11 protein-coding genes are annotated in these 12,855 nt (G+C 38.4%); 8 read left to right on the top strand and 3 right to left on the bottom strand.

Going from position 1 to position 12,855, the window contains the following annotated elements; translation table 11 throughout:
* Positions 1-317 precede the first annotated feature (317 nt).
* The 3 genes from BT797_RS17905 to BT797_RS17895 are packed head-to-tail and all read left to right on the top strand — an operon-like array spanning position 318 to position 5,054.
* Positions 318-2,240 (top strand): PrkA family serine protein kinase, encoded by a 1,923-nt coding sequence (locus BT797_RS17905; protein WP_045112552.1) that lies wholly within the window; start codon positions 318-320, stop codon positions 2,238-2,240.
* 22 nt (positions 2,241-2,262) lie between these two features.
* Entirely contained in the window at positions 2,263-3,531 is a 1,269-nt protein-coding gene (locus BT797_RS17900; protein ID WP_045110699.1) for a YeaH/YhbH family protein, read from the top strand.
* Between the two features lie 11 nt (positions 3,532-3,542).
* Complete coding sequence (locus tag BT797_RS17895; RefSeq protein ID WP_045110700.1) at positions 3,543-5,054, top strand: SpoVR family protein; 1,512 nt, start codon at positions 3,543-3,545, stop codon at positions 5,052-5,054.
* 65 nt (positions 5,055-5,119) lie between these two features.
* Here BT797_RS17895 and fadR read toward each other — a convergent pair whose 3' ends face one another.
* Positions 5,120-5,899, bottom strand: a complete 780-nt coding sequence (gene fadR / locus BT797_RS17890; protein ID WP_045110701.1) for a fatty acid metabolism transcriptional regulator FadR — start codon at positions 5,897-5,899, stop codon at positions 5,120-5,122.
* A gap of 255 nt (positions 5,900-6,154) precedes the next feature.
* Here fadR and nhaB point away from each other — a divergent pair, with 255 nt between their 5' ends.
* The 3 genes from nhaB (at position 6,155) to BT797_RS17875 (ending at position 8,762) form a co-directional block, all read left to right on the top strand.
* Positions 6,155-7,741 carry a sodium/proton antiporter NhaB gene (gene nhaB / locus BT797_RS17885; protein ID WP_045110702.1) on the top strand — a complete coding sequence of 529 codons (1,587 nt, stop codon included), beginning with the start codon at positions 6,155-6,157 and terminating at the stop codon, positions 7,739-7,741.
* A gap of 165 nt (positions 7,742-7,906) precedes the next feature.
* A complete protein-coding gene (gene dsbB, locus BT797_RS17880; RefSeq protein ID WP_045110703.1) occupies positions 7,907-8,431 on the top strand; it encodes a disulfide bond formation protein DsbB in 525 nt (174 codons plus the stop codon).
* Positions 8,432-8,444: 13 nt separating this feature from the next.
* Complete coding sequence (locus BT797_RS17875; RefSeq protein ID WP_075473069.1) at positions 8,445-8,762, top strand: DUF1244 domain-containing protein; 318 nt, start codon at positions 8,445-8,447, stop codon at positions 8,760-8,762.
* A gap of 51 nt (positions 8,763-8,813) precedes the next feature.
* Here BT797_RS17875 and BT797_RS17870 read toward each other — a convergent pair whose 3' ends face one another.
* A complete protein-coding gene (locus BT797_RS17870) occupies positions 8,814-9,848 on the bottom strand; it encodes a Preprotein translocase subunit SecY (protein ID WP_075473068.1) in 1,035 nt (344 codons plus the stop codon).
* A gap of 126 nt (positions 9,849-9,974) precedes the next feature.
* Entirely contained in the window at positions 9,975-10,934 is a 960-nt protein-coding gene (locus tag BT797_RS17865; protein WP_045110706.1) for a lipid A deacylase LpxR family protein, read from the bottom strand.
* Between the two features lie 279 nt (positions 10,935-11,213).
* On the opposite strand from BT797_RS17865, the gene BT797_RS17860 reads away from it, so the two are divergent.
* Both BT797_RS17860 and ppnP read left to right on the top strand, forming a co-directional pair.
* The gene (locus BT797_RS17860; protein ID WP_244534224.1) at positions 11,214-12,431 is read left to right on the top strand and encodes a hypothetical protein; all 1,218 of its coding nucleotides are present in this window, start codon (positions 11,214-11,216) and stop codon (positions 12,429-12,431) included.
* 120 nt (positions 12,432-12,551) lie between these two features.
* A complete protein-coding gene (gene ppnP / locus BT797_RS17855) occupies positions 12,552-12,833 on the top strand; it encodes a pyrimidine/purine nucleoside phosphorylase (protein ID WP_075473067.1) in 282 nt (93 codons plus the stop codon).
* Positions 12,834-12,855 lie beyond the last annotated feature (22 nt).

The raw sequence follows: 12,855 nt of genomic DNA, 5'->3' as shown, positions 1-12,855 counted from the left end.
GTGAATATCAATTCTAAATAATATTTAATCACATCTTGATTAGACTATACTTTGTTTATATATCGTTATATCAATAAATAATAATACAAAATTCCGCAAAACAACCCTTACATTTCCTCATTCACTAACAAACGCACGATTACCTTTTAAATAATATATTTCAACCATAATAAAAAAATAATAAAACGCTTATAAAACCGCAATTTAATTGCGCAATTTTAAAATCAAAGTCTAAATTTAGATTAGAAGTGAAAAATACTTCAGACTTGTAGATGCTAATGTTTGCGGATGCAAGTAATTACATTTTGGGGGTAACTATGAGTATTTTTGAACATTACCAGCAAAGATACGAAGAAAGTCGTGAAGAAGAGTATACCATTCAAGCGTTCTTGAATTTATGCCGTGACGACAGAAGTGTATATGCATCTGCAGCTGAAAGATTACTAAACGCAATCGGTGAGCCTGAAATGGTTGATACCGCAACCGACTCTCGTCTAAGCCGATTATTTTCAAATCGTGTTGTTGCACGATATCCAGCCTTTGAAGACTTTTATGGCATGGAAGACGCCATCGAGCAAATTGTTGCCTATTTAAAACATTCGGCTCAAGGCTTAGAAGAAAAGAAACAAATTCTATATCTACTTGGCCCTGTGGGTGGTGGTAAATCATCATTAGCCGAAAAATTAAAAGACTTAATGCAGAATTTACCAATTTATCGCATTAAAGGATCTCCCGTTAACGATCATCCCTTTAGTTTGTTTGACGTGAATGAAGATGCCAGTATTCTACGTAACGAATACGGTATCCCAACCCGCTGTCTTGGTCATGTAATGTCACCTTGGGCTGCCAAACGTTTGAAAGAATTTGGGGGTGATATAAGTCAGTTTAAAGTGGAAAAAGTGCGTCCGTCTATACTCCATCAAATTGCCATTGCTAAAACTGAACCCGGTGACGAAAACAATCAAGATATTTCTTCGTTAGTCGGTAAAGTTGATATTCGTCAGTTAGAACATTTTTCACAAGATGACCCTGATGCATACAGCTATTCAGGCGCACTTTGTAGAGCAAACCAAGGGATGATGGAATTTGTCGAGATGTTCAAAGCCCCCATCAAAGTGCTACATCCTCTACTTACTGCAACGCAAGAAGGCAACTACAACAGTACCGAAGGTCTATCAGCCCTGCCTTTCGAAGGTATTATACTTGCTCACTCCAATGAGTCTGAGTGGCAAACATTCCGTAATAATAAAAACAACGAAGCTTTCTTAGACCGTGTCTATATTGTTAAAGTACCTTACTGTTTACGCGTGAGTGAAGAACAATCGATATACCGCAAACTATTAGAAAATAGTGCACTGCACAACGCGAAATGTGCACCAGGTACACTTGATGCTTTATCTCAATTCACCGTATTATCGCGTCTTAAAGATCCTGAAAATTCATCAATCTACTCCAAAATGCGAGTTTACGACGGCGAAACATTAAAGGATACAGATCCCAAAGCAAAGTCATATCAAGAGTATCGTGATTATGCAGGCGTCGACGAAGGTATGTCAGGTCTATCAACCCGTTTTGCTTATAAAATTTTATCAAAAGTATTCAACTTTGATCATGCTGAGGTTGCAGCAAATCCTGTTCATCTTTTTTATGTATTAGAACAACAAATTGAACGAGAACAGTTCCCTCAAGATATTGCGGACCGGTATTTAGAATTTTTAAAAGGTTATTTAATTCCCAAATATGTGGAGTTTATTGGTAAAGAAATCCAAACCGCTTACTTGGAATCTTATTCTGAATATGGCCAAAACATATTCGACCGCTATGTGACTTATGCTGATTTCTGGATCCAAGACCAAGAATACCGAGATCCTGAGACAGGCCAACTATTTGATCGTGAAGCATTAAATAATGATCTTGAAAAAATAGAAAAACCAGCAGGTATCAGTAATCCTAAAGATTTCCGTAATGAAATAGTTAATTTTGTACTCCGTGCCAGAGCCAATAACAGTGGTAAAAACCCGTCCTGGGTTAGTTATGAAAAACTCCGAACTGTGATCGAAAAGAAAATGTTTTCCAACACTGAAGAATTGTTACCCGTTATCTCATTTAACGGTAAAACATCCACAGACGAACAACAAAAACATGACAATTTTGTTGCACGTATGATGGAGAAAGGCTACACCCAGAAACAAGTTAGGCTATTGTCAGAATGGTATTTACGTGTACGTAAATCATCATAACCGTATTCTTTAGGGGGATGAGATGGCACATTTTATTGATCGCAGATTAAACGGAAAAAATAAAAGTACCGTTAATCGACAACGCTTCATGCGTCGTTATAACTCACAAATAAAAAAAGCGGTATCTGATGCTGTAAACAATCGTAGTATCCAGGACATTACATCTGGAGAAAGTGTCAGTATTCCAACTCGTGACATCTCTGAACCTATTTTTCATCAAGGTAAAGGCGGTAAACGTACCATTGTTCATCCTGGTAACGACAAATTTATCACTGGTGATAAAATTAACCGTCCACCACCAGGAAGCGGTTCAGGCTCTGGCGGGGGAGAAGCCAGCGATAGTGGTGAAGGTAATGATGATTTTAGTTTTCAAATTTCAAAAGACGAATACCTTGATCTGTTATTTGAAGATTTAGAGTTACCTAATTTACAAGAAAATCAATTTAACAGTATTGTTGAAATGAAAACCCGCCGTGCAGGTTATACCTCACATGGTAACCCCGGCAATATTTCGATTATTAAATCATTACAAAATTCATTAGCAAGACGTACTGCATTAGCCGGTGGAAAAAAAAGAAAAGTCAAAGCGCTCCAACAGCAAGTTGATGAATTAAGAAGCCAAGGAGAAATTGAAGGCCAGTTCGTTCACGAATTAAAAAAAGAAATTGCAGAGTTGAAAATACGGATCAGTAAAGTGCCTTTCATCGATACTTTTGACTTACGCTATAACAACTTTGAGCAATATGCAGTACCTAATAGCCAAGCTGTCATGTTTTGTCTAATGGATGTATCAGGCTCAATGGACCAACCAACTAAAGACATGGCTAAGCGCTTCTATATATTACTGTACCTGTTCTTAACACGTACTTATAAAACGATTGAAGTTGTGTATATACGTCATCATACCCAAGCAAAAGAAGTCGACGAACACGAATTCTTTTACTCACAAGAGACTGGGGGCACAATTGTATCGTCCGCTTTAAAACTAATGGATAAGATTGTGACCGATAAATTTCCGGTGAATGAATGGAACATTTACGCAGCACAAGCTTCTGATGGCGATAACTGGGCTGATGATTCACCACTATGTCGTAAGCTGTTACTGGATAAAATAATGCCTAAAGTCCGTTATTTCAGCTATATCGAGATTACCAATCGCGCCCATCAAACTTTATGGCGAGAATATGAAAAAGTAGCTGAAGCATACTCTCAGTTTGCTTTACAGCATATTCGCGAGCTAGAAGATATTTACCCTGTATTCAGAGAACTATTTAAAAAACAAGCCGCTTAGGGAGAGTCTATATGTTAAGAGATGAAGTGAAGCAGCTCAGCGATGGCCCTGATTGGAACTTTCCACTACTAGAAGAGTATCATGTCGAAATTAAACGTATTGCAGAATACTACCGACTTGATACTTACCCCAATCAAATTGAAGTCATCACGGCAGAGCAAATGATGGATGCTTACTCTTCTGTAGGGATGCCGATTGGTTATAATCACTGGAGTTTTGGTAAAAAGTTTATTCAAACAGAACAAAGCTATAAACGTGGTCAAATGGGGTTAGCATATGAAATTGTTATCAACTCTAATCCGTGTATTGCTTACTTAATGGAAGAAAACACCATACCAATGCAAGCATTAGTTATTGCACACGCCTGCTATGGACATAACTCTTTCTTTAAAAACAATTATTTATTTAAATCATGGACAGATGCAGATTCAATCATTGATTACCTGCTCTTTTCCAAGAACTATATTGCTGAATGCGAACAAAAATACGGTATCGATGCTGTCGAAAATATTGTCGATTCATGCCATGCATTAATGAATTATGGTGTTGACCGTTATAAACGCCCAAGTGAACCATCGCTCAGTGAAGAAAAACGGCGTCAACAAGAACGCACCGATTATTTGCAAACTCAAGTCAATGAATTATGGCGTACTCTCCCCCAATATAATCAAAAATCAGAGCCAGTTGAACCAAATTACCCAGTAGAACCCCAAGAAAACATTCTCTACTTTGTAGAAAAAAACGCGCCTTTGTTACAGTCGTGGCAGCGCGAGATAATTCGTATCGTTCGCAAAATTAGTCAATATTTTTATCCACAAAAACAAACTCAAGTCATGAATGAAGGTTGGGCAACATTCTGGCACTATACTATTACTAACCACATGTATGACGAAGGGTTAGTATCGGATAAATTCATGCTAGAAATTTTACATAACCATACTAACGTCATTGTACAGCCCGCTTATAATAGCCCATATTATTCAGGAATGAACCCTTATGCATTAGGGTTTGCCATGTTTACCGATATTCGACGTATCTGCGAAAACCCAACCGAAGAAGATAAAGCTTGGTTTCCTGATATTGCGGGTAGTGATTGGTTAGAAACCTTGCATTTTGCAATGAGAAATTTTAAAGATGAAAGCTTCATTAGCCAGTATTTATCGCCAAAAGTAATGCGAGATATGCACTTTTTTTCAATTGAGGATAATGAAAGCAGTAAGTTTATTGAAGTTTCCGCAATTCATAATGAAGAAGGATATCAACAATTGCGAAATAAGCTATCAGCCCAGTATAACCTCAGTAATAATGAACCTAATATTCAGGTATTTAATGTCGATAAAAAAGGTGACCGTTCTTTAACGTTACGTTATGTACCCCACCAAGAGATACCGTTAGACGCGAAATCTGCACAAGAGGTAATAAAACACCTTCATCGATTATGGGGCTTTGATGTTCGATTAGAGCAGGTCCAAGCGAATGGGAATACAGAGGTTATCAGCCAAAGTATCAGCCCTAAGGTCTAACTGTCCCACAGATATAAAAAAACCAGTCAATGACTGGTTTTTTTTATGAGATTATTGCGTAATCATTATTTAATACGTTGTTCAAAAGCGACGCAAATATCATCCCATGTTTCATCACGGTACTGCTGCCAAAGTAGGCCTGAGTTCATACCATAGTTACGGATAACATTTAAGCTCTCATCCGCTTGGTTATTTTGAGCTATACCTTTCAATTCTCGGTAGAAGTTTCGTGCTAATACGCGAGCTTCAGGATAATCAAAATAAATTTTCCCCAAAATACGGTACATATTATCAAAACCATTCAGGATCAGCGCATACACTAAATTACCTGATAAAAAGGCTAATTTATGCAGCATACTATAGTCATACGCAGTATAGGCTTCTTTATCATCAGCAAGTTCTTCGGCTTCGTTTAGAATTTCGACAACACGTTCAGGATCACGTTTAATCGCAGCTCGAATAAAAATAACACTAATATTAGTACGGGCAGATAATAAATCACTCACCAATTCAGGTAAACGTTCAGGGTCCAATCGCACTAAATCTTCTAAAATAGACAGGCTCGATGTTTCCCAAAAATTATTAACCTGTGTTGGTTTCCCATGACGGATAGTGAGCCAACCATCACGCGCTAAACGTTGTAATACCTCACGTAGCGTAGTACGAGTAACACCAATAAGCTCAGAAAGTTCTCTTTCTGCCGGAAGAATTGAACCTGGAGGAAAGCGATTTTTCCAAATCGATTCGATCAGATATTCTTCGGCAAATCCAGCAGGGCTTTTCGCCTTAATAATACCGTCATTCCGACGCGTTTTCTTCGTTGTTTTACTATCAGTAATATCCATTTAACTTCTCATTTGGAAATATAACAGGTTGTGTCTTTTCGAATCTTAGCATCCAGATGCAAGTCCGACCAGATTTAAATTAGATACTATCACTAGAATAATTATTTCCCGATTTTAATAGTAAAATAACTTTAATCGCAATAACAATAATCTGTATCAATAAAAAGGATGGCGCACCTCACTAAATATGCTTAGAATATCTCGGTTTTCAAATTCTTTAAACTTACTCTTACACAAAATATTGGACAAGCCCTCATGGACATAAGCCTTAGTACGGCGGCAAAGTTAAACTTCTTAGGTAATTCACCTCAGTGGTATAAAATTGCAATCATTGCATTCCTCATTATTAACCCGATTGTTTTTTCAATTGACCCGTTTATTGCTGGTTGGTTATTAGTTATCGAATTTATTTTTACTTTAGCAATGGCGCTTAAGTGCTACCCTCTTCAGCCAGGTGGTTTACTTGCTATTGAAGCGGTTGCCATTGGCATGACATCTGCCGAACAAGTTCAGCACGAACTTGTGAGTAACATCGAAGTATTATTATTATTAATCTTCATGGTTGCTGGTATTTATTTCATGAAGTCATTGTTATTATATGTCTTCACTAAGTTATTGATTAACATTAAATCTAAAGCATTACTCGCTTTATCATTTTCAGTTGTTTCAGCTTTCCTTTCTGCATTTTTAGATGCACTAACTGTAATTGCAGTTGTGATAAGTGTCGCGATTGGCTTCTATAGTATTTATCACAAAGTGGCATCGGGCCGTGACTTTAAACATGATCATGATCATACCAACGATGCAAATGTGAATGAGCTAAAACGCCAAGATCTTGATGAATATCGCGCTTTCTTACGTAGCCTTATGATGCATGCTGGTGTTGGTACTGCATTAGGTGGTGTATGTACTATGGTAGGTGAACCACAAAACTTAATCATTGCCGAACAAGCTGGTTGGGACTTCCTTGAATTTGCATTGCGCATGTCACCAGTGACAATTCCAGTATTTTTCTTTGGTTTGTTAACATGTGTACTTGTCGAGAAATTCAAAATATGTGGTTACGGAGCTGAATTACCAACAGCAGTACGTACTATTTTAGTTGATTTTGATAAATATGAAGATGCAAACCGCAGCCAACGTGAACGTGTAAAGCTTTATACGCAAGCGGCAATTGGTGTTTGGTTAATCATAGGTCTAGCAATGCACTTAGCAGCTGTAGGTCTCATTGGTTTATCTGTCATCATTCTTGCTACTGCATTCAACGGGATCACTGAAGAGCATGCATTAGGTAAAGCATTTGAAGAGGCATTGCCTTTTACTGCGTTACTCGCAGTATTCTTTACGATTGTTGCTGTGATTATTGATCAACAGCTGTTCATTCCCCTGATTAGCTCAGTACTTGCTGCAGACCCACATCAACAGCTACCACTATTTTACTTAGCTAATGGGATATTATCGATGGTGAGTGATAACGTATTTGTTGGTACTGTTTATATTACCGAAGTAAAAGCAGCACTGGTAAACGGCACTATCACACGAGATCAATTCGACCTACTTGCTGTCGCAATTAACACAGGTACAAACCTACCTTCCGTTGCAACGCCAAATGGACAAGCTGCCTTCTTATTCTTATTAACATCTGCAATAGCACCACTGTTACGCTTATCCTATGGCCGCATGGTTATTATGGCATTACCATATACGATTGTAATGACGTTGGTTGGTCTTGGTTCCATTATCTACTTCTTAGAGCCAGCAACAGCGACGATGCTTGATATGGGTTTAATTACCGCTCATGCAGACGCGGCAGCTGAAGCGGTTAAATCAGCCGGTCACTAGCCTAGCTAAAACATAATAAAACGCCGCTATTTGCGGCGTTTTTTTATATAAGTAATCGCTTTATATAAGCATTTATTTTTACACACTTTTACATTCTGCGTCTCATATCTAGTGCCACAATATGTTATAAAAGTAGATAGTCATTAAATTCATTTGAGACAGTATATGTACCAGTTTATTTCTAACCTACCAAAACAACGCCTACCTTGGGTTTTACTCGCGCTTACCGGCATGGGGTTAGAAGCATCAGCCCTCTTCTTCCAATATGTGATGGAATTAAGCCCTTGTGTACTATGCGTTTATGAACGTGTAGCAATAATGGGCATTATTATTGCGGGCTTAGTGGGTGCGATAGCCCCTGCGAATCCAGTGATACGCTTAAGCGGTTTTACATTATGGTTTGTCAGCGCAGGTTACAGTTTAAGCCTCGCAATTGAGCATACCGACATTCAACTGAACCCTTCGCCATTTTCAACCTGTGACTTCTTCCCTAATTTCCCGACTTGGGCACCGCTCCATGAATGGGCACCATGGTTGTTTAACCCAACCGGTTTTTGTGATGAAATTAACTGGCAGTTCTTATCGTTTACAATGCCACAGTGGTTAATTGTAGCGTCTTCTATTTACTTAGCTGTTGCAGTTATCGTTTTTAGTTGCCATATTACAGGCCTGATTAAGTCAGCGAAATAACAAGGAATTGATAATGAGCAAATCAGAATTAACTCAAATTCAACAAGATCAGTTAGACGCGAAAGTATTGCAGCGTTTATTAGCGCATTTAGATGATAACAAGCAAGTTCAAAATATTGATTTAATGATCTTGGCTGATTTTTGCCGAAACTGTTTAGGCAAATGGTATAAGTCTGCGGCAGATGAACTGGATCTAGAGGTGACAGATGAACAAGCGAGAGAGCGAATCTACGGTATGACTTATGCTGAATGGAAAGAAAACCACCAGCTTCCAGCAACTGAAGAACAACTTGCAGCATTCAATGCGAAACAAAAAAATAACGCTAAGTAATTAATTTAATACTAAAAAGGGAGAGTGAACTTGACGTTTACCCTCCCTTTTTCACAAGTCCCTTATCCAGCGTAAATGGTTATTCCGTTTTCTATCAACAATACCAAACGATAGAAACTCTTCGAAAGCGTGATCGACTTCTTCTATACTTAACTTAAGTATTTCCGCGATGTGTTTTTTTGAACATTTTAAATCTTGTTCTTGCGCGGCTTGTAAAATTGCAGAAGACCTTACTGACATTTGCTTTTCAATTAATAAGGATTGATCTTCTAATTGAGCTGGCGCTTCAATTTCAATATAGCTCTGTGTTGCTAAAAGACGTAAATTCTCAGCTTTATCCGCTTTTTCTTGTTCTTTCTTACGGCTAATTGAATGGCGGAAACGCAGTTCTTCACCGATTAAACCAACGAAGAAAGCAGCAAAGATATCAAGTAATACCGATAAAAATATGACTAACCATGATTGTGCATCTTCTGTTGTTGTATTCATAATTTTCGCAAGGCTTGCGATCAAACTGATAACCGAACCTTTTTCAGAAACAGGAACGCTATCACGCTCAATTCTAAGTTGTGTTTGTTTTTCCCGTAGAGTTTGATTTTCTTTTTGGATTCGAGTCACACCAAGGGAAATCATTTGTAGCTCTAGGTATTTATCTGCGGCTTTATTATTAAGTGCAATTTCATCGTCGATCGCGGATATTTGCAGAGTAATTGCATTTACCCTGTTATCGCGTTGATCAACATACTGTTGTGCCACATTGGTTGCACTGTTAATCCCGCCAATACTGCCACCTATCGAAATAATGGCAAGGATACAATAGAATCCAAGTGCGATAAATGCGGCATGAAATGCTTTTCGTGCAATACGCTCACCAAATTCATACCAAGCAAAAAATTTACCGAGTTCGAAAATGACGGCCAAACTGCCGAATAAAATCTGCATGAGTAATTTATCATGGATAGATAAAAAGAGTAGCAGTGAGAATATTACCGACGCAGTGATGGCTGCGCCAGTAAAGGCATACAGGCTACACATGGCAAGTGTGCCTTTAGGGCGGCGTGTATATGTTAATGAAGAATCATGCATAACGTATCTTAAAGCAGAAAAGTGACTAATTTGCGGGAATACTAACACGGCAAATTTGTAACAGATAACTACTTTTAGTTATTTTAAGAAACGGGCATATTTCGACCATTTTGTGAGGGAATTCTATTAAAACTGCCAGAATAATCCCAAGCTACCTACTATGTATTCTTTATGTGTATCCTCTTCATAGTCAGGGCTCATTGCGACGACACTAAATTTCATACCGATATTATGGTAATAGGCAAGTAAACCCGCAGCAACTGTTGCTTGTACGTTATTTAACGTAATGTCCGGAACGTCATCTGGTGTATCACCTTCAATCGTAATATCGTTGAAACGATAACGAACCTCAGCTGTTGCATAAAGCATAATACCTGAGCTGTTTGGTGCCAGTAACATGCCTTGTAGCCGCTGAGGGTGTAGGCTTAGGTTATTATAGTTAACCCCTAAATCTGGTCCCCAGCGTACTGTCGAACCAAATGCCACTTCACTTTGAAAATTACCTACGGCTAAGCGTTGATACACTGACAGATCCGATTCACCAATGAGCATCAATGGACGGCCGATAAGTAGATCAGCTTCTGCTGTCACTTGGTAGACAACTTGATCTTCAATTTGATACTTCCAACCTTGAGGTGTAGCGGCTCCAACCAATTCATGGACTTTTGTTTGCGTATCGCCTGCTTTTGATTGTTCGCCGACTGTACCAAGTAATAATGACAGTCGGTAAGAGCTGACGGCGCTATAACCGAGTACGCTTGCTTCACCAAATAATAGCCCTGCGTATGGGCGTTCATCTGGTTGTGGTGTTGTGGCTGTTATATCGCTAGGAGTCCACATTTGTTGGCCAAATTGGTAATTAACTGCGTATTTTAGTGGGTTTGGATCAAAAAGCGTTAACGCTTGCCAAAAACGGTTATTTAATGCGGGTTCCTCAGTAGTATAATTGATGAAAACTGCATTAGTATAATTACCATCTTCTTTTGAGATCTCATCATTATGCATACCAAATAACCAGCCACTTGCAAAACTCGCGTTAATTTGGCTTAAAGTCAGTAAAATAATGCTGCATAACTTAAAACGCATGTGTTTTCCTTATTGTCATTTTTATGTCGTTATTTATTGAACATGTGAATAAATATAATTAAGCATTAATTATACCAGCATTGTGAGTTACGAGTTAATTTAATACTTGATTGGCGTGGGTCTAATGCATTTTCATTACTTGGCGCTAGCACTTGAGACTTGTTCGGTATGATTTTGGCTAAAAAAATTGCTTCGTATCAACATACAAAGACATACTAATGAGACAACAAGGACCGTTGTTTATTACTTCGCCCTAGTTACTGGTTTCTTGGATGGGGAATGAAATTGAAATCATTAATAAAATGCTGTGGTTTAATCACCTTCGGCCTCGTAACGTCGAGCGTTATGACAAATGTGAATGCTGAAATAAAAATAAAGGGTAGTGCGAGCTTAGAACAACGTATTTTTCTAGATCGTCCTGCACAACCGACGTATCCGGTGAATGATAGTTATCCTTATCCTGTTTATCATCAAATATCAGCGGCTTTATCTCCGCATATAGAAGCGTCATCTAAAAAAAACAATATGGTGTATACAGCACACCCCTTTGTACGTATTGATGAACGTGATGATGGACGTACGCATATTGATTTGAGAGAGTTTAAAGCTGCGCTTGTTACTAAAAAGTGGGAAGCTTCTATCGGTTTTGATCAAGTGCATTGGGGAGTGATGGAAAACCATCATTTAATTGATATTGTGAATCAAACTGATTATCTGGAATCGCCAAATGGAAAGGATAAGCTAGGTCAACCTATGTTTAGGTTGGGCATCGACCTTAAAGGTGCGTTACTGGAAGCTATGTTGCTGGTGGGTTATCGTGAACCAGCCTTAGCAACACCTGGAGCACGGTTTAGTTTCGATAACAATTATAGTTATGAATATGCGGGTTGGGGCGAAGAATATCATCCAGATGTTGCACTACGCTACAGTAAAAGTGTTAAAAACATTGATGTGGGCGTGAGTTATTTCGGTGGACATACACGAACTCCCGAATTGAGAAACTCAGCTGTGGGGAACCCAATTTGGTATGTGAATTTAGTTGACCAGATATCAATAGATATTAAAGCAGATTTGAACCGAGTTACTTTAAAAGGTGAAGTGCTATATAAGCTTATTGAAGATGAATCGACGCGTGCAGTGGTATTGGGGGCGGAGTTTAGCTTACTACAAACTCAAAATATAGGCGTTAACTTACTGAGTGAATATAGTTGGGATCAGCATGGTAAAAAAGCATTTGATAATAGTTTTCAAAATGACATATTTGCTGGTGCAAGGGTTACTTTGAATGGTTTAAATAATAGCGAGTTACTTATCGGCCATAATTATGATTTTGATTTTGGTTCTCAGCATGGTTTTGTTCAGGCAAAAGTGAATGTCACGAAAGCACTTTCTATTGGCATTGAAGGTTGGTGGTTTAATATCAATGATGATGACTATGCGAATAAAAGTTATAACGATGACAACATGATCCAATTGACTGGTTATTATAATTTTTAATCAATTTGAAGTATTTACCTTTGTACTCGTTACCTTAGCAATAGGGGGTGCTGTTAATTCGGCATTTTTTCGGTTATTCTGAGCACTAAAAGATTAGTTAATCGTATAAAAGGATTTTAAATGTTTAAGATAAATCAGTACTTTGATGGTCAAGTTGCTTCTATTGGGTTTAAAAAAGCGGATAAAGAAGCCAGTGTTGGCGTGATGGCTGTCGGTGAGTATGAGTTTGGTACAGCCTTAGCGGAAGTGATGGTTGTGATTACTGGCGCGTTAACTGTGTTACTCCCTGGACAATCTGAGTGGCAAACATTCAATGCTGGTGAACAGTTTAATGTACCTAGCGACAGTAAGTTTCAAGTTAAAGTAGCGCAAGAAACAGCGTACCTTTGCCAATACGGTTAATGGGACCCTGTCCCGAAATCTG

The sequence above is a fragment of the Moritella viscosa genome (assembly GCF_900120065.1).
In the GTDB taxonomy this organism is placed as follows: domain Bacteria; phylum Pseudomonadota; class Gammaproteobacteria; order Enterobacterales; family Moritellaceae; genus Moritella; species Moritella viscosa.
This window is presented reverse-complemented; position numbering and strand designations above follow the sequence as displayed.

Bases quoted from the DNA above. Each gene is read 5' to 3' on its own strand.
- BT797_RS17875 (WP_075473069.1), top strand. From the start codon at position 8,445: ATGAGCAAATCAGAATTAACTCAAATTCAACAAGATCAGTTAGACGCG.
- ppnP (WP_075473067.1), top strand. From the start codon at position 12,552: ATGTTTAAGATAAATCAGTACTTTGATGGTCAAGTTGCTTCTATTGGG.
- BT797_RS17905 (WP_045112552.1), top strand. From the start codon at position 318: ATGAGTATTTTTGAACATTACCAGCAAAGATACGAAGAAAGTCGTGAA.
- BT797_RS17900 (WP_045110699.1), top strand. From the start codon at position 2,263: ATGGCACATTTTATTGATCGCAGATTAAACGGAAAAAATAAAAGTACC.
- BT797_RS17865 (WP_045110706.1), bottom strand. From the start codon at position 10,934: ATGCGTTTTAAGTTATGCAGCATTATTTTACTGACTTTAAGCCAAATT.
- BT797_RS17870 (WP_075473068.1), bottom strand. From the start codon at position 9,848: ATGCATGATTCTTCATTAACATATACACGCCGCCCTAAAGGCACACTT.
- dsbB (WP_045110703.1), top strand. From the start codon at position 7,907: ATGTACCAGTTTATTTCTAACCTACCAAAACAACGCCTACCTTGGGTT.
- nhaB (WP_045110702.1), top strand. From the start codon at position 6,155: ATGGACATAAGCCTTAGTACGGCGGCAAAGTTAAACTTCTTAGGTAAT.
- fadR (WP_045110701.1), bottom strand. From the start codon at position 5,899: ATGGATATTACTGATAGTAAAACAACGAAGAAAACGCGTCGGAATGAC.
- BT797_RS17860 (WP_244534224.1), top strand. From the start codon at position 11,214: ATGAAATTGAAATCATTAATAAAATGCTGTGGTTTAATCACCTTCGGC.
- BT797_RS17895 (WP_045110700.1), top strand. From the start codon at position 3,543: ATGTTAAGAGATGAAGTGAAGCAGCTCAGCGATGGCCCTGATTGGAAC.